Source organism: Mesorhizobium sp. ISC15 (assembly GCF_037162615.1).
GTDB lineage: Bacteria > Pseudomonadota > Alphaproteobacteria > Rhizobiales > Rhizobiaceae > Mesorhizobium > Mesorhizobium mediterraneum.
This window is the reverse complement of record NZ_JAVSPX010000001.1, coordinates 1659159-1682057: the sequence shown is the minus strand read 5'-3', so window position 1 is coordinate 1682057 and position 22899 is coordinate 1659159. Positions and strand designations below refer to the sequence as shown.

The 22899-nt window shown below is 63.4% G+C and carries 20 protein-coding genes; 14 read left to right on the top strand and 6 right to left on the bottom strand.

The window, feature by feature from the left end:
• Positions 1-19: 19 nt before the first annotated feature.
• The 4 genes from xdhC to uraH form a co-directional block, all read right to left on the bottom strand.
• Positions 20-1021 (bottom strand): xanthine dehydrogenase accessory protein XdhC, encoded by a 1002-nt coding sequence (xdhC, locus tag RPG13_RS08355; RefSeq protein WP_337126996.1) that lies wholly within the window; start codon positions 1019-1021, stop codon positions 20-22.
• A 74-nt stretch (positions 1022-1095) separates the two neighbouring features.
• Complete coding sequence (gene xdhB / locus RPG13_RS08350) at positions 1096-3444, bottom strand: xanthine dehydrogenase molybdopterin binding subunit (protein WP_337124828.1); 2349 nt, start codon at positions 3442-3444, stop codon at positions 1096-1098.
• Complete coding sequence (gene xdhA / locus RPG13_RS08345; RefSeq protein WP_126103939.1) at positions 3444-4925, bottom strand: xanthine dehydrogenase small subunit; 1482 nt, start codon at positions 4923-4925, stop codon at positions 3444-3446. The genes xdhB and xdhA overlap by 1 nt, the downstream gene beginning before the upstream one ends.
• Positions 4926-4928: 3 nt before the next feature.
• Positions 4929-5303 (bottom strand): hydroxyisourate hydrolase, encoded by a 375-nt coding sequence (gene uraH, locus RPG13_RS08340; RefSeq protein ID WP_095485053.1) that lies wholly within the window; start codon positions 5301-5303, stop codon positions 4929-4931.
• Between the two features lie 193 nt (positions 5304-5496).
• Here uraH and puuE point away from each other — a divergent pair, with 193 nt between their 5' ends.
• From puuE to RPG13_RS08290, 10 genes are all read left to right on the top strand, one after another.
• A complete protein-coding gene (gene puuE / locus RPG13_RS08335; RefSeq protein ID WP_095484399.1) occupies positions 5497-6927 on the top strand; it encodes an allantoinase PuuE in 1431 nt (476 codons plus the stop codon).
• A 32-nt stretch (positions 6928-6959) separates the two neighbouring features.
• Positions 6960-7823 (top strand): bifunctional allantoicase/(S)-ureidoglycine aminohydrolase, encoded by an 864-nt coding sequence (locus RPG13_RS08330; RefSeq protein WP_126103941.1) that lies wholly within the window; start codon positions 6960-6962, stop codon positions 7821-7823.
• On the top strand, positions 7820-8323 hold the full coding sequence (locus RPG13_RS08325; RefSeq protein WP_126103942.1) for an ureidoglycolate lyase: 504 nt from the start codon (positions 7820-7822) through the stop codon (positions 8321-8323). The genes RPG13_RS08330 and RPG13_RS08325 overlap by 4 nt, the downstream gene beginning before the upstream one ends.
• Entirely contained in the window at positions 8323-8916 is a 594-nt protein-coding gene (locus RPG13_RS08320; RefSeq protein ID WP_126107271.1) for a nucleoside deaminase, read from the top strand. Before RPG13_RS08325 ends, RPG13_RS08320 begins: the two co-directional genes overlap by 1 nt.
• Before the next feature lie 83 nt (positions 8917-8999).
• Positions 9000-10985, top strand: coding sequence for a CocE/NonD family hydrolase (locus RPG13_RS08315; protein ID WP_337124827.1), 1986 nt, complete (start codon positions 9000-9002; stop codon positions 10983-10985).
• Between the two features lie 156 nt (positions 10986-11141).
• The gene (locus RPG13_RS08310; protein ID WP_095484403.1) at positions 11142-12731 is read left to right on the top strand and encodes an ABC transporter substrate-binding protein; all 1590 of its coding nucleotides are present in this window, start codon (positions 11142-11144) and stop codon (positions 12729-12731) included.
• Between the two features lie 16 nt (positions 12732-12747).
• On the top strand, positions 12748-13707 hold the full coding sequence (locus RPG13_RS08305; protein WP_095484404.1) for an ABC transporter permease: 960 nt from the start codon (positions 12748-12750) through the stop codon (positions 13705-13707).
• A 10-nt stretch (positions 13708-13717) separates the two neighbouring features.
• The gene (locus RPG13_RS08300; protein ID WP_095484405.1) at positions 13718-14542 is read left to right on the top strand and encodes an ABC transporter permease; all 825 of its coding nucleotides are present in this window, start codon (positions 13718-13720) and stop codon (positions 14540-14542) included.
• Positions 14542-16194, top strand: a complete 1653-nt coding sequence (locus tag RPG13_RS08295; protein ID WP_095484406.1) for an ABC transporter ATP-binding protein — start codon at positions 14542-14544, stop codon at positions 16192-16194. The genes RPG13_RS08300 and RPG13_RS08295 overlap by 1 nt, the downstream gene beginning before the upstream one ends.
• Positions 16195-16201: 7 nt before the next feature.
• Complete coding sequence (locus RPG13_RS08290; protein ID WP_126103944.1) at positions 16202-17041, top strand: alkaline phosphatase family protein; 840 nt, start codon at positions 16202-16204, stop codon at positions 17039-17041.
• An 86-nt stretch (positions 17042-17127) separates the two neighbouring features.
• Here RPG13_RS08290 and RPG13_RS08285 read toward each other — a convergent pair whose 3' ends face one another.
• Positions 17128-18132 (bottom strand): zinc-dependent alcohol dehydrogenase family protein, encoded by a 1005-nt coding sequence (locus RPG13_RS08285; RefSeq protein ID WP_126107272.1) that lies wholly within the window; start codon positions 18130-18132, stop codon positions 17128-17130.
• Positions 18133-18630: 498 nt separating this feature from the next.
• On the opposite strand from RPG13_RS08285, the gene RPG13_RS08280 reads away from it, so the two are divergent.
• From RPG13_RS08280 to RPG13_RS08270, 3 genes are read left to right on the top strand one after another with little or no spacing between them, the layout of a single operon-like run.
• Positions 18631-19197 (top strand): sigma-70 family RNA polymerase sigma factor, encoded by a 567-nt coding sequence (locus RPG13_RS08280; RefSeq protein ID WP_337124826.1) that lies wholly within the window; start codon positions 18631-18633, stop codon positions 19195-19197.
• Complete coding sequence (locus RPG13_RS08275; protein ID WP_337124825.1) at positions 19194-19862, top strand: anti-sigma factor; 669 nt, start codon at positions 19194-19196, stop codon at positions 19860-19862. The genes RPG13_RS08280 and RPG13_RS08275 overlap by 4 nt, the downstream gene beginning before the upstream one ends.
• Positions 19852-21324: a S8 family serine peptidase gene (locus tag RPG13_RS08270; RefSeq protein WP_337124824.1), complete on the top strand. Its 1473-nt coding sequence runs from the start codon at positions 19852-19854 to the stop codon at positions 21322-21324. The genes RPG13_RS08275 and RPG13_RS08270 overlap by 11 nt, the downstream gene beginning before the upstream one ends.
• A 68-nt stretch (positions 21325-21392) precedes the next feature.
• On the opposite strand, the gene RPG13_RS08265 is transcribed toward RPG13_RS08270, so the two are convergent.
• A complete protein-coding gene (locus RPG13_RS08265) occupies positions 21393-21881 on the bottom strand; it encodes a RidA family protein (protein ID WP_337124823.1) in 489 nt (162 codons plus the stop codon).
• 197 nt (positions 21882-22078) lie between these two features.
• Here RPG13_RS08265 and RPG13_RS08260 point away from each other — a divergent pair, with 197 nt between their 5' ends.
• A complete protein-coding gene (locus tag RPG13_RS08260) occupies positions 22079-22774 on the top strand; it encodes a TetR/AcrR family transcriptional regulator (RefSeq protein WP_337124822.1) in 696 nt (231 codons plus the stop codon).
• The last annotated feature ends 125 nt before the right edge of the window (positions 22775-22899 follow it).

Sequence of the window (22899 nt, the reverse complement as noted above, 5' to 3'; positions counted from 1 at the left end):
AATGCTGCTCGGCAGTATGTTAGCCGTCAGCGGCCATCGCCTTGCCACGAGAGGCGGGGTGCGGAGCCGCTGGTGCGACGGCGTGAGCGGCCAGCGCCGTCATGATCTCGGCCGCCGCCAAGGCCGCAATCACTTGCGGTCGCTTGTCCTTGACCGTTTCGCCGCCGATCGGCGAGACGAGGCGAGCAAATCCCGCCTCGCTGCCGTCCGCCGACTTCAGGAACCAGCTCCTGAATGTCGCCTTTTTGGTCTTCGAGCCGATCATGCCGACATAGGCGGCATCCCGGCGCTTCAGCGCCTCAGTGGCGATCAGGAAATCCAGCGCGTGGTCGTGGGTAAGAATGACGAAGGCGCTCCCGGCCGGAGCCTCGCGCACCATCGCCTCCGGCATAGGCGTCAGGCTGGTTTCGATCGTGTCCGGCATGCCATCCAGCGCCTCGGCCCTCGTCTCGACAACGGCGACACGCACCGGCAGCAAGGCCACCGCCGATGCCAACGCCTGGCCGACATGACCACAGCCGAATATGTAGACATGCGGCAGTTGAGCCTCCGCGGCTTCCGCCGCCGCGACAAGCTCTTGCGCCAACGCAGCATCGACCAGCCGGATCAGCACCTCGACCCTGCCGCCGCAGCATTGCCCGATTTCGGGTCCGAGCGGGACATCGAGCGTAGCTCGGATATCCCTCCCCCTTGAGGGGAGGGTGGCGGCGAAGCCGCCGGGTGGGGTCGCCGCGGCAGTGCTCGACATTTTTTTAGGTCGCGCGCTCCCTCTACCGACCCCCTCTGGCCGCTCCGCGGCCATCTCCCCCTCAAGGGGGGAGAAAAGCATCTGCCGCGCCTTGTCGATCGCCATATATTCGAGTTGGCCGCCGCCGATCGTGCCAAAAATCGCCGCGCTCGAGACGAGCATGAAGGCGCCCTTCTCGCGTGGCGTCGAGCCTTTTGTTCCGGCCACCTCGACCAGGGCCACCCGGCCGGCGCGCGCAAGAAAGGCTTTCAAGCTTTGCACCTTCGCGTTCATCATTCGCATTCCCTATCGGGAAATATAGAGTTTTCGGCCTGAATTGCACGCTTTCTGGGATTCCGAGGCTGGGTTCACGTGCCGGCCTTGGCCTCACCCTTCAGCCGTTCGATCGCCATCAGCACCCGCTCCGGTGTCGCCGGTGGGTCAAGGCGCGGACAGATCCGGTGATCGACAACGCTCGCCACCGCATCCGACAGCGCATGCAGCACCGACATGCCAAGCGGGAGCGGCGGCTCGCCGACCGCCTTGGAGCGGTGCACCGTCGGCTCGCTCGCTTCCGGCCAATCGGCCAAAGTCACGTTGAATATCTTCGGCCGGTCCGAGGCCAAGGGGATTTTGTAGGTCGACGGTGCGTGGGTGCGCAGCCGGCCTTTATCGTCCCACCACAGTTCCTCCGTCGTCAGCCAGCCCATGCCCTGGATGAAGCCGCCCTCGACCTGGCCGAGGTCGATGGCGCGGTTCAGCGAGCGGCCGGTCTCGTGCAGTATGTCGGTGCGCTCAACCATGTATTCGCCGGTCAGCGTGTCGACCGAGACTTCCGAGCACGAGGCGCCATAGGCGAAATAGTAGAAGGGACGGCCCTCGCCCTTGTCACGATCCCAGTGGATTTTCGGCGTCTTGTAGAAGCCCGCCGCAGAAAGCTGGATGCGGGCCATGTAGGCCTGCCTGACGAGGTCGGCGAAGGCGATCTCCTGATTGCCGATGCGCACCCGGTTGGGCAGGAACAGCACCTGGTCGCGCGGCACCTGATATTTTTCGGCGGCGAAATTGGTCAGCCGCTCCTTGATCTGCCGGGCTGCGTTCTGCGCCGCCATGCCGTTGAGATCGGAGCCGGACGATGCGGCGGTCGCCGAGGTGTTCGGGACCTTGCCGGTCGTCGTTGCGGTGATCTTGACCTGGTCGAGGTCGATCTGGAATTCTTCCGCGACCACCTGCGCCACCTTGACGTAGAGGCCCTGCCCCATTTCGGTGCCGCCGTGGTTCAGATGCACCGACCCATCGGTGTAGACATGCACCAGCGCGCCGGCCTGGTTGTAGTGCGTTGCGGTGAACGAGATGCCGAACTTGACCGGCGTCAGCGCCAATCCACGCTTGATGAAGCGACTGTTGGCGTTGAAGGCACGAACCGTGCGGCGGCGCCTCGCATAGTCGCAACTCGACTCCAGCTCGGCGACGATGCGGTGGATGATGTTGTCCTCGACCGTCTGGTGGTACGGCGTGACGTTGCGGTCGCTGGTGCCATAAAAGTTCTTCTTGCGAATCTCCAGCGGGTCCTTGCCGACGGCAAAGGCGACCTCTTCGATGACACGCTCGGCGCCGACCATGCCTTGCGGCCCGCCGAAGCCTCGGAAGGCGGTGTTCGACACGGTGTTGGTGTAGAGCGGCGCCGATTGCGCGTGCACCGCCGGCCAGAAATAAGTGTTGTCGCAATGGAACAGCGCGCGGTCGGTCACCGGGCCGGACAGGTCCGCCGAAAAGCCACAGCGCGCCGCGAACATGAAATCGACACCGAGGATATTGCCCTCGTCGTCAAAGCCAACCTCGTAGTCGACCAGAAAGTCGTGGCGCTTGCCGGTGGCGATCATGTCGTCGTCGCGGTCGGGCCGGATTTTGACGGCACGATGGTGTTTCTTCGCGGCGATAGCGGCCAATACGGCAAACTGGTTGCCTTGCGTTTCCTTGCCGCCGAAGCCGCCGCCCATGCGGCGGATCTCGACCGTGACGGCATGGCTCGGCACGCCGAGCGCATGGCTGACCATGTGCTGGATTTCGCTCGGATGCTGGGTCGAGGAATAAATCGTGACGTCCTGGTCCTCGCCGGGAATGGCCATGGCGATCTGGCCTTCGAGATAAAAATGATCCTGCCCGCCGATGCGCATTTTTCCCTTCAGCCGGCGCGGCGCCGCTTTTATCGAGGCGGCGGCATCGCCACGCTTCAAGGTCAGCGGCGGCGTGACCAGCTTGTCCTTGCGGGGATCAAGTGCACCGATGTCGGTGACGAAGGACAATTCCTTGTATTCGACCTTGGCCAGCCTTGTGGCGCGGCGCGCCTGCTCGCGCGTTTCGGCGATGACGCAGAAGATCGGCTGGCCGAAGAACTGCACCTTGCCGTCGGCCAGCACCGGCTCGTCGTGACGGCCGGTCGGCGAAATGTCGTTTTCACCCGGCACGTCGCTCGCCGTCAGCACATCGACGACGCCGGGGGCTGCGCGCACCGCCGACAGGTCCATGCTGGTGATGGTGGCGTGCGTGGCCGTCGAAAGCCCAAGGCAGCCATGCAGCGTGCCGGCTGATTCCGGCATGTCGTCGATATAGACGGCCGTGCCGCGGACATGCTTGTGCGCGGAATCATGGCGCTGGTCGGTGGCAACGCCACCGGAGATTTTTTGCGCCTTGAGGTTTGGGGCATGTTTGGTCATCACGCCGTCTCGTATCTTGAAACCTGGATCGGCGCCTTGGTGCCGCTGGTCTCGGCAAAGAAGCGCAACAGCAGGTTCCGTGCCGCCAACGCCCGGTATTCGGCGCTCGCTCGCATGTCGGTCAGCGGGGTGAAATCCCTGGCGTATTCGGCCATCGCCGCCTCGACTGTCGCCTCGGTCCAAGGCTTGCCGAGCAACGCCTTTTCCACGCCGAAAGCCCGTTTGGGCGTTGCCGCCATGCCGCCATAAGCGATACGCACCTCCGCCACCGTGCCATCCCTGGCCAGCGTCAGCAGGAACGCGCCAAGTGCTGCGGTGATGTCCTCGTCACGGCGCTTGGTGATCTTGTAGACGGCGAATTTGGTGTCTCTGCCTGGCACCGGGACATGCACGGCCTCGACGAATTCGCCCAGCTGCCGGTCCTGCTTGCCATAGGCGATAAAAAAATCTTCGAGCGGGATGGTCCGCCGCTTGTTGCCGCGGCGCAGCGTCAGCCGCGCACCAAGTGCGATCAGCGGCGGCGGCGTGTCGCCGATCGGCGAGCCGTTGGCGATGTTGCCGCCGATCGTGCCCATATTGCGCACCTGGTCGCCGCCGATGCGATCGAACAGCGGGCCGAGCGCCGGGACGCGTTTCGCCAGCGTCGAGAAAGCCTCGGTATAGGTGACGCCGGCGCCGATCGAGATGACGCCCTTGTCCTCGGAGATCCCGCACAGACCGTCGAGATTGCCGATGAAAATCGCCGGCGCAATATCGCGCATATGCTTGGTTACCCAAAGGCCGACATCGGTCGAACCGGCAACGATGGTGGCGCCCGGCTCCTTGTCGAGCACGGCAGCGAGATCGTCGGCATTGGCCGGCACGACCAGCCGCTGCTTACCGGCGCCGATCTCGATGCGCGCACCGTCTTTTATGGCCGCAAGCTTCTCGGCGATCGCCTTGCGCTCTGCTGCCAGCGGGTCCTTTGCCGCCTTGCCGTAGCTGGAGATGGCACGTGCGGCGCGAACGATCGCCTCGTAGCCGGTGCAACGGCAGAGATTGCCCTGCAGTGCCTTTTCGATGGCCGCATCCGACGGCTCCGGCGACCGCATCCACAGGGCGTAAAGCGACATGACGAAGCCCGGCGTGCAGAAGCCGCATTGCGAGCCGTGGAAATCGACCATCGCCTGCTGCACGGGATGCAGCCTATCGCCGTCACCGCGCAGATGCTCGACGGTCACGATATGAGTGCCATCGAGCGAGCCGAGGAAGCGGATGCAGGCATTGACGCTTTCATAGACCAGCCGGCCGGCTGAGAGCCTTCCGACCAGCACGGTGCAGGCACCGCAATCGCCTTCGGCGCAGCCTTCCTTGGTGCCGCGCAGCGAGCGCTCGAGCCGTAGCCAGTCGAGCAAGGTCTCGTCGGGCGCAACCTTGGTCAGCGCAACGTGCTCGCCATTGAGGATGAAGCGTATCTCATTGCGTGTCTTGAGCCCGGCCATGTATCAGCTCCCGCGATAGGTCGAATAGCCGTAAGGCGATATGAGCAGTGGCACATGATAGTGCACCGGCTCGGCCATGCCGAAGCGGATCGGCACGCTGTCGAGGAAGGCCGGATCCGGCAGCCTCAATCCCTGCCGGCGCAGATAGTCGCCGGCCGCGAAGACCAGCTCGTATTCGCCGGTGCGGAATTCCGCGTTGGCAAGCAGCGGCGCGTCACAGCGGCCGTCGGCATTGGTGACCGCCGTCTTCAGATGCGTCCGCATGTCGCCGTTGATGCTGTAAAGCTCGATCGACAGGCCTGCCGCCGGCCTGCCGGTCGCGGTGTCGAGGACATGGGTCGTCAGACGTCCGCCTTCGGCTTTCGACGTTTCCGCCACTGGCTGCTCCCATTCCCGGTACAGTCGAACATGCCCGGTACCGTCGAACATGTTTGACGAATTGTGCGCCAATTAAAGGCGATGCATAAGTTCCGGTCGAGCGGAGTGCTGCAAAAACACTTTCAAAAATTTCGGGGGAATGCGCAAGCGGCCCTTTCGACTATCCTGATCACACCATCCGGCAGGAGCGACAATGCGTTACGAACGAGACATGCGTGGCTACGGCGCCAATCCGCCGGATCCGAAATGGCCTGGCGGGGCGCATGTGGCGGTGCAGTTCGTCGTCAATTACGAGGAAGGTGGCGAGAACTGCGTCCTGCATGGCGACAAGGCTTCGGAAGCTTTCCTCTCCGAGATCGTCGGCGCCGCGCCCTGGCTTGGCCAGCGCCATTGGAATATGGAATCGATCTACGAATATGGCGCGCGCGCCGGCTTCTGGCGATTGCTGCGCCTGTTCACCGAGGCTGAGGTGCCGGTCACCTGCTACGGCGTCGCCACAGCGCTGGCGCGTTCGCCCGACCAGGTCGCGGCGATGCAGGAGGCCGGCTGGGAGATCGCCTCGCACGGGCTGAAATGGATCGACTATCGCGACCATGCGCCGGAAGACGAGCGCCGCGACATGGAAGCGGCGATCCAGCTACACTACGAGGTGACCGGGGCACGGCCGACCGGCTGGTACACCGGCCGCACGTCGATCAACACTGTGCGGCTGGCGGCGGAAGAAGGCGGCTTCGACTATGTGTCGGACACCTATGACGACGAACTGCCTTACTGGTTCGAGCATGATGGGCCGGACGGGTCGACAAAGCCGCAACTCATCATCCCCTACACGCTCGACGCCAACGACATGCGCTTCGCGACGCCGCAAGGCTTCAACTCGGGCGACCAGTTCTTCGCCTATCTCAGGGACAGTTTCGACACGCTCTATGCCGAGGGGAAGCTAGGGCGGCCGCGCATGATGAATATCGGCCTGCACTGCCGTCTCGTCGGCCGGCCGGGCCGGGTCGCGGCGCTCAAGCGCTTTGTCGACTACGTCAAATCGCACGACAAGGTATGGCTGGCGCGGCGCATCGACATCGCCAGGCACTGGCAGGAGACCCATCCGTTCCGGCGGCCGGCGCTGCGCCCGTCGAAAATGGAGTTCGAGGCCTTCGTCCAGGCATTCGGTGGGATGTTCGAGCATTCGCCGTGGATCGCCGAACGCGCCTACGAGTTGGAGCTCGGCCCGGCGCATGACAGCGCCGGCGGCCTCCATAATGCACTGTGTCGTGTCTTTCGCGGCGCCAGCGAGGCCGAGCGGCTCTCCGTGCTCAACGCCCACCCCGACCTTGCCGGCAAATTGGCGCAGGCCAAGCGGCTGACGGCGGAATCGGCCAGAGAGCAGGCTTCAGCCGGGCTCGACGCACTGACCGATAAGGAGCGCGAGCTGTTCTCAAAACTCAATGCCGCCTACGTCACGTCCTTTGGCTTTCCCTTCATCATCGCGGTGAAAGGCAAGACCAAGGTGGAAATCCTGGCGGAGTTCGAGGCGCGCAGCGGCAACACCCGCGGCGTCGAATTCGACACCGCTTGCAAACAGGTCGAGCGCATCGCGCTGCTTCGCCTCAAGGACTTACTTCCGTAATGGGCTTTGGCTCCCGCAATAGGCTTGAACTCATGGATACGATCAAGATGGCCGACCGAACCTATTACGCGCCGCATGGCGGCCACCCCGGCCAGAGCGAGCTGCTGACCGGCCGGGCCGTCTTCACCGAGGCCTATGCAGTCATTCCCCGAGGCGTGATGCAGGACATCGTCACCAGCGCCTTGCCGTTCTGGGACAAAACCCGAGTCTGGGTGCTGTCGCGCCCATTGTCCGGCTTCGCCGAGACGTTCTCGCAATATATCGTCGAGGTCGCGCCCGGCGGCGGCAGCGACCGGCCGGAACCGGATGCCGGCGCCGAGGGCGTCTTGTTCGTGGTCGAGGGCGAGCTGAGCGTCTTGCTGGCTGGCGAGAAACATGTCCTGCAGCCGGGTGGCTTTGCTTTCCTGCCGCCGGCCAGCGGATGGACCGTTCGCAACGAGAGTGGTGCTGCTGTCCGCTTCCACTGGATCCGCAAGGCCTACGACGCCGTTGAAGACATCGATCCGCCGCAGGCCTTTTTTGCCAACGAAAGGGACATCGCGCCCACGCCCATGCCCGGCACCGAAGGCAGATGGGCGACGACGCGCTTCGTCGATCCTGAAGACATGCGCCACGACATGCATGTCACCGTCGTCACGCTCGAGCCCGGCGCGGTTATCCCCTTCGCCGAAACCCATGTCATGGAGCACGGCCTCTATGTGCTGGAAGGCAAGGCGGTCTATCGCCTCAACCAGGACTGGGTCGAGGTCGAGGCCGGCGACTATATGTGGCTGCGCGCCTTCTGCCCGCAGGCCTGCTATGCCGGCGGGCCCGGCAAATTCCGCTATCTTCTCTACAAGGACGTCAATCGGCACGCCAAGCTTGGCGGTGCCGGCATCGCGAAGCGCGTGCCATGAGCCGCATTGTCGCCCGGCCGCTGACCCGCGAGAGCTTCGCCGAATTCGGCGACGTCATCGATATGGGCGGCGACAATCACTACCCGATCAATGGCGGCAAGGCCGAGCGTTATCACGACCTCGCCACGGCGCAAGCGCTGGGGCCGAATGCGCGCGTGCTGATCTCCATGGTGCGGGGCGCGCCCTACGATTTTCCGCTGAAGCTCACCATGGTCGAGCGTCACCCGTTCGGCAGCCAGGCCTTCATCCCGCTGTCGCCACGGCCGTTCCTGGTCATCGTCTGCCATGATGGCGACGAAGGTCCAGGCGAGCCGCACGCCTTCATCACCGCGCCCGGGCAAGGCGTCAACTATCCGCGCAATCTGTGGCACGGCGTGCTGACGCCGATCGGCGAGGCCCAGGATTTTCTCGTCGTCGATCGCGGCGGCGACGGCTCCAACCTCGAAGAGTGCCATTTCTCGCACGCCTACGAGATCCACCTTCCCGATGGGACCGCATGATGGCCGACGTCTCGCTGATCGACCGCCTGCTCGACGTCATCGAGCATGACATCGTGCCGAAGACGGCCGAAGGCGTCGCCCACGGCAATAAGCTGTTCGGCGCGGCGATCATGAGAAAGGGCGACCGCTCGCTGGTGCTCGCTGAAACCAACAACGAGACGGAGAATCCGCTCTGGCATGGCGAAGTGCACTGCCTGAAGCGATTCTATGAAATGCCGAAGGCCGAGCGCGTCGACACCAAGGACGCCATCTTCCTCGCCACGCACGAACCCTGCTCGCTCTGCCTGTCGGCGATCACCTGGACCGGCTTCGATAATTTCTACTATTTGTTCAGCCACGAGGATTCGCGCGACAGCTTCGCCATTCCGCACGATTTGAAAATCCTGAAGGAGGTCTTCACCCTCGACCCCGGCGGCTACAATGCCGAGAACGCCTATTGGAAGAGCTTTTCGATCCGCAAATTGGTGCGGTCACTGCCCGAGGCCGAGCGCCTGCGGCTGGAAACGCGGATCGGCACCATTTCGGCGCGCTATGACGAACTGTCCAGCGCTTACCAGGCGAGCAAGACCGAGAACGACATTCCGTTGAGTTGACGCGGATTGACCAGCCGAATTCGTTGGCTGGCCCACGACGCGGCAGGCTTGGGCTCCATCATGCAGTCACCTAGGAGCCCAGCATGAAAACCGTCACTGAATTTCCCCGCAAGGTCGTCGAATTTCCGGATATGGGGATCGTCATGCCGGATGGCTGCCGGCTGTCGGCGCGAGTGTGGATGCCCGACGACGCCAGCGACGATCCGGTGCCGGCGATCCTTGAGCATCTGCCTTACCGCAAGCGCGACAGCACGATCTTTCGCGATCAGCTGACGCATCCCTATTTCGCCGGCCACGGCTACGCCTCGATCCGCGTCGACATGCGCGGCAATGGCGATTCCGAAGGGCTTATGGATGACGAATATTCCGAGCAGGAATTGCAGGACGCCTGTGATGTGATCGCCTGGGCGGCGGCCCAGCCCTGGTGCAACGGCAAAGTCGGCATGATGGGCATCTCCTGGGGCGGCTTCAACTGCCTGCAGACAGCAGCCAAGCAGCCGCCGGCGCTGAAGGCGGTGATCAGTCTCTGCTCGACCGTCGACCGCTATGCCGACGACATCCACTACAAGGGCGGCTGCCTGCTGATCGAGAACTTCGGCTGGGCCTCGACCATGCTGTCCTATTCGTCGCGACCGCCGGACCCGCTGCTGGCCGGCGACAACAGATGGCGCGACCTGTGGCTGACCCGGCTGGAGAACCAGCCCTTCCTGGCGCCGCTGTGGCTGAGGCACCAGCACCGCGACGCCTATTGGAAGCGCGGCTCGATCTGCGAGGACTATTCCGCCATTAAAGCCGCCGTGCTGTCGATCGGCGGCTGGCATGACGGCTATCGCAACACCATTTCCCATCTCGCCGCCAATATCGAGGCGCCGGTCAAGGGCATCGTCGGCCCCTGGATCCACAAGTACCCGCACTACGCAGCACCGAAACCAGCGATCGGCTTCCTGCAGGAGGCCTTGCGCTGGTGGGACCGCTGGCTAAAGGGCATCGACACCGGCGTCGAGGCCGACCCGGCCTACCGCGCCTATGTGATGGACAGCGTGCGCCCCGCGCGCTGGCATCCGGAGCGGCCGGGCCGCTGGGTCGCTGAATCGGTGTGGCCGTCGCCCGAAATCGAGACACGTGAGATCGAGCTGATCCATGAAGGCGCCAAGCCGGTAATCGTCGCTTCGCCGCAAAGCTGCGGCCTTGCCGGCGGCGAATACTTTCCCTTCACCTTCGGCCCGGAATTGCCCGGCGACCAGCGCCCCGACGATGCATTATCGGTGTGTTTCGACCAGCCGGTGCTAACACAGGCGATCGACATTGTCGGCGCGCCGGAAGCACTGGTCAGGGTTTCGTCCGACCGGCCTCAAGCGAACATCGCGATCCGGCTGTGCGACGTGCATCCCGACGGCGCGTCGGAGCTGATCTCCTATGGCGTGCTCAACCTGACGCATCGCAACTCGCACGAATTCCCCGAGGCGCTGGTGCCGGGCGAAACCGTCAGCGCCCGTGTGGTGCTCGACCAGTGCGCCTATCGCGTGCCATCAGGCCACCGCCTGCGTATTGCCGTTTCGAACGCCTATTGGCCGATGATCTGGCCATCGCCGGAGCCGGTCCGGCTCGACCTGTCGGCGGCGACACTGAAGCTGCCGTTGCGCCCGCTGGCGCACCGCGATGAAGTCACGTTCCCCTCGCCCGAGGCCGCCGCGCTCTGGGCGACCGAAACGGTCCGCGTCGCCAATTCCGAACGTCATGTCGACCGCGACGAGAAGACCGGAATCGTCACGCTTTCCATCGTCGACGATTTCGGCGAGGTGCGCGACCTGGAGCATGGCCTTGCCAATGGCAGCATCGCGAGTGAGACATGGGCGATCCATCCGGACAATCCACTGTCGGCGTCGGGCAAGACGCACTGGACGCAGACGCTGTCGCGAAATGGATGGTCGGTGCGCACCGAAACATCAGCCGAAATGCGGTCCGACGCGCAAAACTTCATGGTAAGCGCCAGAATCGAAGCCTATGAAGGCGAGAAACTGGTTTTCGAGCGCTCTTTCGAAGAGAAAATCCCGCGCGCGCTGCTTTGAGCGCTTATGCGGATTGGTCCAATTGCGACGTACGATTTACGCCACGGCATGTCGCATTCGGTCTTGCTTACGGCGTTCCCTTGCGGTCATTATTCTCCTCACAAGAAATGATAAAAAACGACCACAAGGTCGAACCAACAGAGTGAGGAACTCAACATGTCGAACGAACTGGAATTTCTCAGCCGGCGCGTCGCGTCCGGCAAACTGAGCCGTCGTGATTTTCTCGGCCGGGCGGCAGCGCTCGGCGTCACCGCGACCTTCGCCAACTCGCTGCTTTCAAGTGCGGCGCGCGCCGCGGGTCCGGTCAAGGGCGGCACGCTGAAGGCCGGCCTGGTCGGCGGCGAGTCCACCAACAGCCTCGATCCGGCCCTGTTCATGACCCAGGTGCCGTTCGCCTTCGGCAAGATGTGGGGCGAACTGATCGTCGAGCTTTCCCCGGAAGGCAATCTCGAGAACCGCATCGCCGAGGAGATCGGCTCGTCGGACGACGCCAAGGTCTGGACGCTGAAGATCCGCGACGGCGTCGAATTCCACAATGGCAAGACGGTGACCGCCGAGGACGTGGCCGCCACGCTCGAACGCCATTCGGACGAGAAGTCGAAGTCGGGCGCGCTCGGCTACATGAAAGGCATCGAGAGCATCAAGGCCAGCGGCAAGGAAGTCGTGCTGACGCTGAAGGAAGCCAATGCCGACCTGCCCTATCTGCTTAGCGATTACCATTTGATCATCCAGCCCAATGGCGGCAAGGACAAGGCCGACGCCGGCATCTCGGCCGGACCCTACAAGATCACCACCAACGAACCCGGCGTGCGCCATGGCGGCGAGCGGTTCGCCAATTACTGGCAGGCCGACAAGATGGGCCATGCCGACCAGATCGAGATCATCGTCATCAACGACGCCACGGCGCGCACTTCTGCCTTGCAGGGCGGCCAGGTCAACATGATCAACCGCGTCGAGCCGAAGATCGTCGACCTGATCAAGCGGCTGCCCGGCGTTACCATCCGCAACCATGCGGGTCCTGGCCACTACGTCTTCATCATGCATTGCAACACGGCGCCGTTCGACAACAACGATTTGCGCATGGCGCTGAAGCTGGCGATCGACCGCGAGGAGATGCTCGACAAGATCCTCAGAGGCTATGGCTCGCTCGGCAACGACTTTCCGATCAACTCGGCCTATCCGCTGTTTTCCGAGGACATCGAGCAGCGCAAATACGATCCCGACAAGGCAAAGTTCCACTACAAGAAGTCGGGCCATGACGGCGCCGTCCTGCTCAGGACATCGGACGTCGCCTTCCCAGGCGCAGTCGACGCCTCGCAACTGTTCCAGCAGAGCGCGGCCAAGGCCGGCATCACGCTGGAGATCAAGCGCGAGCCGGGCGACGGCTACTGGTCGGAAGTATGGAACAAGCAGCCCTTCTGCGCCTCCTACTGGGGCGGACGCTCGACGCAAGACCAGATGTATTCGACTGCTTACCTGTCGACGGCCGACTGGAACGACACGCGTTTCAAGCGTCCCGATTTCGACAAGATGGTGCTGGCGGCGCGTGCCGAGCTCGACGAAGCCAAGCGCAAGGCGATGTATCGCGACATGGCGATGCTCGTCCGCGACGAAGGTGGCCTGATCCTGCCGATGTTCAACCAGTTCATCGACGCGACGGGCGCCAAGGTCGCCGGCTGGGTCGACGATCCGCATCAGGAGCTGATGAACGGGTACGCTCTGGCAAAGTGCTGGCTCGAAGCCTGAGCCCGGCCTTGCGGATATGTCCTCACCCATCGTGAAACTGGTGGCCCAGCGCATTGCGCTGGGCATTCTCCTGCTGTTGGCCGTATCGGTCCTGATCTTCGCCGGCACCCAGATCCTGCCCGGCGACGTCGCGCAAGCCATCCTCGGACAGTCGGCGACACCGGAGTCGCTCGCCAATCTGCGCGAGCAGCTCGGCCTCAACGATCCGGCCTTTATCCGCTATTTCCGCTGGCTCGGCGGCGTCGTGACCGGCGATCTCGGCACTGCCATGTCAAGCGGGCAGGATATTGCGACGTCGATCAAGGGGCGGTTGTGGAACACGCTGTTCCTCGCCTTCTGGGCGGCGGTCGTGGCCGTGCCGCTGGCGATCATCCTCGGCCTGATCGCAGTGCGTTACCGCAATGGCTGGGTCGACAAGCTGATCTCCGGACTGGCGCTTGCTTCGACGTCGTTTCCCGAATTCTTCATCGGTTACGTGCTCGTCTATTTCTTTGCCGTGAAATACCAGATCTTCCCCGGCATCTCGACGGTCTATGACGGAATGCCGTTCGGCGAGCGCATGCAGGCGATCATGCTGCCGGCGGCGGCACTGACGCTGGTGGTGCTCGCCCACATGATGCGCATGACGCGCGCCGCGATCCTCAACGTCATGCAGTCGGCGTATGTGGAAACCGCCGAGCTCAAGGGGCTTTCGGCATTCGCCGTCATTCGCAGGCATGCCTTCCCCAATGCGATTGCGCCGATCATCAACGTCGTCATGCTCAACCTCGCCTACCTGATCGTCGGCGTCGTCGTCGTCGAAGTGATCTTCGTCTATCCGGGCATGGGCCAATATCTCGTCGACCACGTCACCAAGCGTGACGTGCCGGTGGTGCAGGCGGTCGGCCTGATCTTCGCCGCCGTTTATATCAGCCTGAACATCGTTGCGGACATAGCGGCGATCGTCGCCAATCCGCGTCTCAGACACCCGAAATAGGGGAGAGGGCATGCTCGACATAAAACGCATCCCCATCCCTGCGCTGATCGGCCTGGTGCTGACGGCATTGTTCGTGCTGGCGGCGATCTTCGCGCCGTGGATCGCGCCGTACGGCAATGGCGAGATCGTCGGCGACGTCTGGGCACCGATGTCGGCGACACATTGGCTGGGCACCGACAATCTCGGCCGCGACCTCCTTTCGCGCATGATCTACGGCGCCCGCGTCACGCTGTTCATCGCGGTGCTGGCCACCGCCCTGTCCTTCTCGCTCGGCGCCATCCTCGGCTTCTCGGCGGCGGTTTTCGGCGGCTGGTTCGACACGCTTATGTCGCGCCTTGTCGATCTCCTGATGTCAATTCCGACGCTGATCATGGGCCTCGTCGTGCTGTCCGTGCTGCCAACCAATCTGGTGACGCTGATCCTGGTCATGGGCATCCTCGACTCGACCCGCGTTTACCGCCTGTCGCGGGCAGTCGCCGTCGACATCAACGTCATGGATTTCGTCGAGGCGGCCAAGCTGCGCGGCGAAGGCAGCATGTGGATCATTTTCCGCGAAATCCTGCCCAACGCGTTGTCGCCGCTGGTTTCGGAACTTGGCCTGCGCTTCATCTATGCCGTGCTGTTCCTGTCGACGCTGTCCTTCCTCGGGCTCGGCGTGCAGCCGCCTAGCGCCGACTGGGGCGGCATGGTCAAGGAAAACAAGGATGGCATCGTCTTCGGCATCGCGGCGGCGCTCATCCCTGCGGCGGCGATCGCCATGCTGGCGATTTCAGTCAATCTGGTCGCCGACTGGGTGCTCAATCGCACGACAAGCCTGAAGGGAGGGCGCGGGTGATGGCTGACCAGCGAGCAAAGTCCGTGCTGCTCGATATCCGCAATCTGCGCATCGAGGCCACGGTGTTCCCGCCAGGCGAGCCGCCCAAGAACATCGTGCTTGTCCACGACGTCTCACTGACGCTCGAGAAGGGCAAGGTGCTCGGCCTGATCGGCGAGTCCGGCGCCGGCAAGTCGACCATCGGCCTGTCCTCGATGGGCTATGGCCGCGGCGGCGTCCGCATCACCGGCGGCGAGGTCATCCTGAACGGCCGCGACATCCTGAAGGGCGGCAAGGAGGGCTTTCGCAAGCTGCGCGGCCGCGAGGTCTGCTATGTCGCGCAATCGGCCGCGGCGGCCTTCAACCCGGCGCACAGGCTGATGGACCAGGTGGTCGAGGCGACGCTGCTGCACGGCACGGCGACACGGGCCGCGGCCGAGAAGCGCGCCGTCGCACTGTTCAAGAAGCTCAGCCTGCCGAACCCCGAAAGCATAGGCGAGCGGTTTCCGCACCAGGTGTCGGGCGGCCAGCTGCAGCGCGTGATGACGGCGATGGCGCTCTGTTCCGAGCCCGACCTGATCGTCTTCGACGAGCCGACCACGGCGCTCGACGTGACGACGCAGATCGACGTGCTGGCGGCGATCAAGGACGCCATCCGCGACACCCATGTCGCGGCGCTCTACATCACCCACGACCTTGCCGTCGTCGCCCAGGTCTCGGACGAGATCATGGTGCTGCGCCACGGCCGGCTGGTCGAATGGGGCGGCACCCGTCAGATCATCAAGGAACCGCGCCAGGAATACACCAATGCGCTGGTCTCGGTGCATGAGATCGAGCACCAGGAACAGAAGCCCGGCACGACGCCGTTCCTGTCTGTCAAGAACATCACCGCCGCCTATGGCCGCAGCCACATCAAGGTGCTGAAGAACGTCTCGGTCGACATCTATCCAGGCCAGACGCTGGCGGTGGTTGGCGAGTCCGGCTCGGGCAAGTCGACGCTGGCGCGCGCCGTCACCGGCCTGTTGCCGCCCGAACAAGGCACCGTCACCTTCGACGGACGTCCACTCGCCAACCGGCTTGCCGACCGGCCGAAGGAGGATCTGCGCCAATTGCAGATGATCTACCAGATGGCCGACGTGGCGATGAATCCGCGCCAGACCGTCGGAACCATCATCGGCCGGCCGCTCGAATTCTATTTCGGTCTGCGTGGAAGGCAACGTGACGCCCGCGTCGCCGAGCTGCTCGACAAGATCGAGATGGGCAAGGGCTTCGTCGACCGCTACCCGGCCGAGCTTTCCGGCGGCCAAAAGCAGCGCGTCTGCATTGCCCGCTCGCTTGCCGCCAAGCCGAAGCTGATCATCTGCGACGAGGTCACCTCGGCGCTCGACCCACTGGTGGCCCACGGCATCCTGAAGCTGCTGCTCGAGCTGCAGAAAGAGGAAAACGTCGCCTATCTGTTCATCACCCACGACCTCGCCACGGTGAAGTCGATCGCCGATTCGATCGCGGTGATGTATCGCGGCGAGGTGGTGCGCTACGGCGCGAAGAGCCAGGTGCTGGCGCCGCCCTTCGACGACTATACAGACCTTCTCTTGTCCTCGGTGCCCGAAATGGAGATCGGCTGGCTGGAGAAGGCGATCAAGGGACGGCGCATGGCAAGCGCCGGGAATTAGACACCCGGTGGCGTTGAATACAAAACTTCTGCTCATCATCCTCGACGGCGTGCCTTACCGCAATTGGCGCCGGCTGATGGGCAATCTCGAAGGCTGGGTGCAATCGGGCGAAGCGCGTGTCTGGAAGATGCGCTCCGTTCTGCCGTCGACCTCAGCCTGCTGCTATGCGTCGATCCATACCGGCGTGGCACCGCAAGTGCATGGCATCCTGACCAACGAGAGCCGGTTCCGCGTCAAGCAACCGGATATATTTTCGGAGGTCAGCAAGGCCGGCGGCAAGACCGGCGCGGTCACTCATTCCTACTGGTCTGAATTCTTCCGGGCCTATCCGTTCGATCTGGTCGAGGACATGGAGTTCGACGAGCCCGGCGGGCCGATCACGCATGGCCGGTTCCACACCATGACCGGCTACAACGCCCGCAACCAGATGACGCCGAGCGACGTCGACCTGTTCGCGACGCTGACCATGCTGACCAGGCGCCACCGCATCGACTACGGCATCCTGCACACCTGCACGCTGGACTCGATGGGCCACCGCTTCGGCCATGACTGCCATGAGATGGATCACGCCGTCTATGCGATGGACGGCATGCTCGCAGCCTTCCTGCCGCGCTGGCGGGAAGCCGGCTACGAAGTCATCGTCACAGCCGATCACGGCCAGACCGATCGCGGCCATCATGGCGGCCATGACGACGAGATGCAGGATTTTGCTCTGTATTATTTCGGACAGGGCGAGGGGCCGGAGGCCGGCACGCTGTTAGACCAGTTGCAGCTTGCGCCGACCGTGCTTGCCCGCCTCGGCGTGCCGGTGCCTGCGACGATGAAGGCCAGGCCGTTCCTCGACTGAACGAATGCTGGCCCTCTCTCCTGCAGGCGCCGACATATGGCGCCGAACGCAGCCAGATACGATAGAGCAGCGACGCATATGTCGTATCAAAGTTCGAGACAAACCTTGCCAAAGTGCTTTTGGGATTCGTAGTACTTGAAGGCATTGGCGATCTCCTGCAGCGGAAAACCGCGGTCGATAGCTGGCTTCAAACGGTTGGCCTCGATGGCACGAATCATGTCTTCCTGGTCTGCCCTGCTGCCAATAGAAATTCCGCTGATCCTAATCTGATTGGAAAACAGGGCCGGGATCGAAACTTGTCCGGCAAAGCCAGTCAGGACGCCGATCAGGGCGATGTGGCCGCCCATCCTGCAAGCTGTTATCGACTGCGCCAACGTGCCCGGCCCGCCAACCTCGATCACGTGATCGACGCCGCGTCCGTCCGTCAAAATCCTTACCTTCTGGCCCCAATCCGGCACTGCCTTGTAATTGACGACAATGTCGGCTCCAAACCGCTTCAGCTTTTCCAGCTTCTCCTCCGATGAAGAGGTGGCAATAACGCGAGCGCCCGCAATTTTTGCGAATTGCAGCGCGAACAGCGATACACTTCCCGTGCCAAGGACCAGCACCGTATCACCGGGCTTCACCTGGCCGCACACCATCAGGGCTTTCCAGGCGGTAACGCCGGCACAGGTAAGCGTTGCCGCCTCCATATGCGTGAAGTCTGCCGGTGCCCTTGTGAAGGCATGCCACGGCATGCACACATACTCGCGGGCATAGCCGTCAACATCATCTCCCAATTCGCCCCTCTTATTGGCTGGCGTCGGTTCGCCGGCCAGCCAATGGGGCCAATAAGTGCTGACGACGGCATCTCCGGCCTTGAATTCTTGGACATCGTCTGAGACCGCAACCACTTCTCCAGCGCCATCGGACAGCGGGATTCGGCCATCGGCGCACGGTTTCTTTCCCAGCGCCACCATGCTGTCGTGGAAATTCAACGAACACGCTCGTATCCTGACAAGCAACTCACCCGGCCCCGGTTTCGGACAATCTTCCTCGACCAGCTTGAGATTTTCCAAGCCTCCCGGCGCTTTCAGCCTAATCAGTCTCATGGAAAGGTCCTTCCGATCGCGCAAGGCTTCATGCGCCTCACCAGTCGCATGGACGATTGACCGCGTCGAACACCGCCATCGGCGACTGATCCACGAGTCGCGGCCGAAAAGCTGTTGTTGGTCATGACTTTCACTTCTTCAGAGGGTTGCGGTTTGCGATCGGGACCTTAGTCGCCCGGCAGCGGACCGGTGAGTTACAAACCTGTCGGGAATCCCCTGCGCGGCGGCGGCGTCCAATGACGCTCCGCCCGAGGCTGAACGACTGCACCTTGCCGACTGGGATGAGCCGCCTTGTGGCCGCCATCATGGCGAGCCTGACGGCTGCCTTTTGCTTGGTGCCCCTGACTGAGACTGACCCCTAAAAACGGGGGGCAACGGTATACTCTGGCAACCTTTCCGCTCTTCGGTTAGCCTCCGCAAAAATCCGGGCGGAAAGCGGTGAACCTTTTTGGGCCGATCGGCGACAGAGCAGACAGGAGCCAGGCGGCTCGACCGGCCATGACGGCAGCGACGGAAACCGACCGCGCGCTTGTCGGCCGGGTCGCGACGGGCGACCGTGCCGCCGTGCGGCTCCTGTTCATGCGCCACCACGCGCGGGTCTACCGCTTCGTGGTGCGCCAGACGGGATCGGAAATGATGGCCGACGATATCGCCAACGAGGTGTTTCTCGAACTGTGGCGCCAGGCGCCCGGCTTCGAGGGGCGCTCGGAAGTCTCGACATGGCTGCTCGGCATCGCCCGCTTCAAGGCGCTGTCGTCGCTGCGCAAGAAGAAGGAAGACTGGATCGACGACGATGACGCGGCCCAGGTCGCCGACAGCGCCGACACGCCGGAAGTCGTCACCATGAAGGAAGACAAGGGCGCCGCCTTGCGGCGCTTCGTCGATGCCTTGCCGGAAGAGCACCGAACGGTGATCGACCTTGCCTACTACCACGGACAGTCGGTGATCGAGATCGGCGAGGTGCTCGGCATCCCGGTTGCCACCGTCAAGACCCGGATGTTCTACGCCCGCAAGAAACTCGGCGAGGCCCTCAAGGCCGCTGGTTACGACAGGGGGTGGCCATGAGCGCCGCTGAAAAGATGTCGCGCCGCGATGAAATGGAAACGCTGCTGCCGTTCTATCTGAACGGCTCGCTGGAAGGATCGGAACTCGAAGCCGTCGAGGAATGGCTGGCGTCCGATCCGGCGGCGCTTGCCGCACTCGGCGAGGCCGAAGCAGAATTCTCCAGCACCGCTGCATCCAATGAGGCGATCCGCCCGCCGGCCGATGCGCTCGGCCGCTTCGCCCGGGCGCTCGACGCCGAGGCTGGCCCCGTGCGCGCGCCGGCGGCATCGTCCTGGCTGGCGCAGGCGTGGGGCCGCTTCATGGCGGTGCCGGCCGGCGTCGCCTGGGCTGCGGCGGCAGCACTGCTTGCCCTCGTCATGGTGCAATCGGTTGTTCAGCCAGGTGGCAAGGGCGGCGATTTCGAAATTGCCGGCCAACAAGGCGATCTGGCGAAAATGCCGTTCGCGCTGGTGAAGTTCAAGCCGGATGCGAAGATGGCCGACATTGTCGCTTTTCTTGGCGAACACCAGCTGAAGATTGCCGGCGGGCCGACCGCCGACGGTGTCTTCCGCCTTGGCATCCCCGCCACGACGGCCGCCGACTATGAAAAAGTGCTCGGCCTTATTGCCGCCCAGCCGTTCGCCGAGGCTGTGGTCGAGGGAAGGAAACCGGTTGATGGCGGCTAGGGCGGTCATTGGGTTTGCGGCGCTCCTTGTGGCGGCGATGACGCTCGCTGCCGCGCCCGCTTTGGCGCAGACCAATGATCCAAACCTCACCCAGACGGAAATCGACTGCCTCAACCGGGCGACGGCGGCGGCCGACTGTATCGAGGACGATACAAGAGACGGCAGCGGCGAAAAGCCCGGCGCTGGTTCCGCCGCGACAAATGCGGTCGTTCTTCCTGCGCTGATCGTTGACCTGTTTCCCAACCCGGTCGGCGGCGGCCAAGCTCCGCTGCCGACGCCCGATCCACGCCGCAATCCGGCCGGTCGGGCACTGCCGCCGCAGGCCGCCGGCGCGCCTGCGATACAGGCCGCCGCGACGGGCGGTCCGATCGTTTCGCCCAGCGATCTCGTCGCGGCCGAGCCGCCGCGCGCCGTCATCGGTGATTTCGTGCCCGACGAGGTGCTGGTGACGGTAGACGGCGACGCCGTCCAGCAGATCGCCGCCTCATTTGGCCTCGAGGTGCGCTCGCAGCGCCAGTCTCTGCTGCTCGGCACCACGCTGGTGCGCTTCGGCATTCCCGATGGCCGACCGGTCGGCGTCGTGCTGGCGCAGCTTGCCGCCGACGGCCGCACCGTGCGGCGCGAGCCCAACCATATCTACTCGCTGCAACAGGCAGCCACGATCGTCAATTATGCCTTCGAGCGCATCGCGCTGGATTCGAAAGCGGCCAGCGGCGAGAATGTGCGCGTCGCCGTCATCGACACTGCCATCGACGCTGCCAATCCAGCACTCTCCGGCGTCATCGCCGATCAGTTCGACGCCATGCCCGACGTGCCGATCGAGGCGCGCGATCATGGCACCTCGATCGACGGCCTGATCGCCGGCGTCGGCGCACTCAAAGGCATGGCGCCGGGCGCGAAAATCTACCACGCTCGCGCTTTCGAGGGCGGCAAGTCGACCATGGACATCATCCTGTCGGCGCTCGACTGGGCGGCAAGCCAAGATGTTCGCATCATCAATATGAGCTTCGTCGGACCGAAGAACGACCTGCTCGGCATCGCCTGCCGCAATGCCCGGGCGCTGGGCATCGTGCTGGTCGCCGCCGCCGGCAACAACGGACCGAAGGCGCCCTACGGCTACCCCGCCGCCTTCGACAGCGTCATCGCGGTGACGGCCACTGATGCCAAGGACGGGCTGATGCAGCAGGCCAATCGCGGCGCCTATGTCTTCCTCTCCGCCCCCGGCGTCGAGATGGTGGCGCCGAGCGGCGCCGGCTCGGATGTGGTCACCGGCACCTCGTTTGCCGCAGCGATCGTGTCCGGCGCGGTCGCCAATCTGTTGCATGCCGCGCCCGACCGTTCCGCCGACTGGGTCGAGAAGGCATTGGCCGCCACCGCCAAGGATCTCGGCCCCAAGGGACGAGACAATGATTTCGGCTACGGCCTGTTGGACACCAAGGCGGCCGAAGCGGCCAAGGAATAAGTCCGCGACAATCGGCGGCGCGCTCGACCCATTTCAATTCGAGCGATCGGGCCAACAGCGCCGCCCGACTATTCCAGAATGACCACGGCCTCCACCTCGAACAGCATGGGGTCAATTGCAAGCTTGGGAACGGGAAGCAGTGTCTGCGCCGGCAGCGCCTCGCCGAACATTTCCTTGACGTTCCTGGTCAGCACCTCAAGCTTGAACATATCGTGATCGACCACGAAGACCGTGAGCTTGGCGACCTGATCGGGCCTGGCACCGAGCGCATCGAGGGCGGTGTGCAAATTTGCGTAGGCCTGCTCAACCTGAACAGCGAAGTCGGGCGACAAGGCTCCCGTGCTGTCTTGGCCGCCCTGTCCGGAGATGAAGGCCACCCTGGCATTGCGGGGCGTGATCACCGCCGTGCTGTAGCCATTCGGCGACGGGTCGTAGAGGTTTTGTGGATTGACGATGGTCAGTTTGAGATCATTCTCATTCGCTGTCGTGGCAGCGGGAATTCCCATGGTCATGATGATTAGCCCTCCGATAAGCAGATGCTTGGTTGCGCGTGACATGATTTTCTCTTGGCTCTGCGGACTGCGAGCAACGTGGCCTCGCGGCCGGCATGATTGAACTTTAGCCATATAGCCCATACGTTGACTCGTACGAGGTACGATCAATCGTATGGTACGACGTACGAGTCAATCGTTCAAGATCGACATTAGTCGCGTTGGCCGGTCAAAATCGACGTTCTGAACAGCGAGGAAGACGGATGGCAGCCAAACGTAGCGGCGCCCGGAGCAAACGGTCTCAACAGATAAGCGAGCGGCTCCAGCCCGTTCAGGAGCCGCGCAGTGAACCGCTGCTCTCTCGGGAACGCATCGTGGCGACCGCGGTGGAACTTCTGGACGCCCAGGGAGTCGACGGATTGACGATGCGCCGGCTGGCCGATCGCCTCGGCTCGGGCGTGATGAGCCTATATTGGCACGTCGACAACAAAGAGGATGTCTTTGATCTGGCGCTCGACTCAGTGCTCGAATATCGCGGACCGCCGCAAATAGTCGCGTCTCAAGACTGGCGCGGAGAAATCGTTCATATGCTCGAAGACTGGCGCGCCAGCATGCTGCGCCATCCTTGGTCGGCATCGCTGTTGCCGCGCCGGGCGCTCGGCCCAAACATCCTCGGTCGCCTAGAATTGCTGAGCAAGACCTTGTCCCGAGCCGGTGTGGCGGACGCCGATGTGAACGTCGCGATATGGTCGCTCTGGAACTATGTGATGGGCGCCACCATCACCCGGGCGAGCTTCGACCTCTCGGACGCGGACAGGGCTGCCGCGCAGCAGCGCCTTACACGGCTCAGCGAACGCTATCCGACAATCGAACGCTCTCGTCTGCTGTTGGATAATGATTGGGATGGTGCTTTCCTGAAAGGCCTCGGCTTCCTGCTCGATGGCCTCTCTCCGAGATAATGATCCTAGAGCGCTTCATCGTTTCAGGGAAACGCCGAACCGCTCTATCTCATTGTTTTTGCGCAATTCCCTAGGGAAAGCGCTATGCGCTTTTCCCGGGAAAACCGTTTCACACTTTTCCTGGA

Coding starts and splice junctions, on each gene's coding strand:
- xdhC (WP_337126996.1), bottom strand. CDS start 1,021: ATGAACGCGAAGGTGCAAAGCTTGAAAGCCTTTCTTGCGCGCGCCGGC.
- xdhB (WP_337124828.1), bottom strand. CDS start 3,444: ATGACCAAACATGCCCCAAACCTCAAGGCGCAAAAAATCTCCGGTGGC.
- xdhA (WP_126103939.1), bottom strand. CDS start 4,925: ATGGCCGGGCTCAAGACACGCAATGAGATACGCTTCATCCTCAATGGC.
- puuE (WP_095484399.1), top strand. CDS start 5,497: ATGCGTTACGAACGAGACATGCGTGGCTACGGCGCCAATCCGCCGGAT.
- RPG13_RS08330 (WP_126103941.1), top strand. CDS start 6,960: ATGGATACGATCAAGATGGCCGACCGAACCTATTACGCGCCGCATGGC.
- RPG13_RS08325 (WP_126103942.1), top strand. CDS start 7,820: ATGAGCCGCATTGTCGCCCGGCCGCTGACCCGCGAGAGCTTCGCCGAA.
- RPG13_RS08320 (WP_126107271.1), top strand. CDS start 8,323: ATGGCCGACGTCTCGCTGATCGACCGCCTGCTCGACGTCATCGAGCAT.
- RPG13_RS08315 (WP_337124827.1), top strand. CDS start 9,000: ATGAAAACCGTCACTGAATTTCCCCGCAAGGTCGTCGAATTTCCGGAT.
- RPG13_RS08310 (WP_095484403.1), top strand. CDS start 11,142: ATGTCGAACGAACTGGAATTTCTCAGCCGGCGCGTCGCGTCCGGCAAA.
- RPG13_RS08305 (WP_095484404.1), top strand. CDS start 12,748: ATGTCCTCACCCATCGTGAAACTGGTGGCCCAGCGCATTGCGCTGGGC.
- RPG13_RS08300 (WP_095484405.1), top strand. CDS start 13,718: ATGCTCGACATAAAACGCATCCCCATCCCTGCGCTGATCGGCCTGGTG.
- RPG13_RS08295 (WP_095484406.1), top strand. CDS start 14,542: ATGGCTGACCAGCGAGCAAAGTCCGTGCTGCTCGATATCCGCAATCTG.
- RPG13_RS08285 (WP_126107272.1), bottom strand. CDS start 18,132: ATGAGACTGATTAGGCTGAAAGCGCCGGGAGGCTTGGAAAATCTCAAG.
- RPG13_RS08280 (WP_337124826.1), top strand. CDS start 18,631: ATGACGGCAGCGACGGAAACCGACCGCGCGCTTGTCGGCCGGGTCGCG.
- RPG13_RS08275 (WP_337124825.1), top strand. CDS start 19,194: ATGAGCGCCGCTGAAAAGATGTCGCGCCGCGATGAAATGGAAACGCTG.
- RPG13_RS08270 (WP_337124824.1), top strand. CDS start 19,852: ATGGCGGCTAGGGCGGTCATTGGGTTTGCGGCGCTCCTTGTGGCGGCG.
- RPG13_RS08265 (WP_337124823.1), bottom strand. CDS start 21,881: ATGTCACGCGCAACCAAGCATCTGCTTATCGGAGGGCTAATCATCATG.
- RPG13_RS08260 (WP_337124822.1), top strand. CDS start 22,079: ATGGCAGCCAAACGTAGCGGCGCCCGGAGCAAACGGTCTCAACAGATA.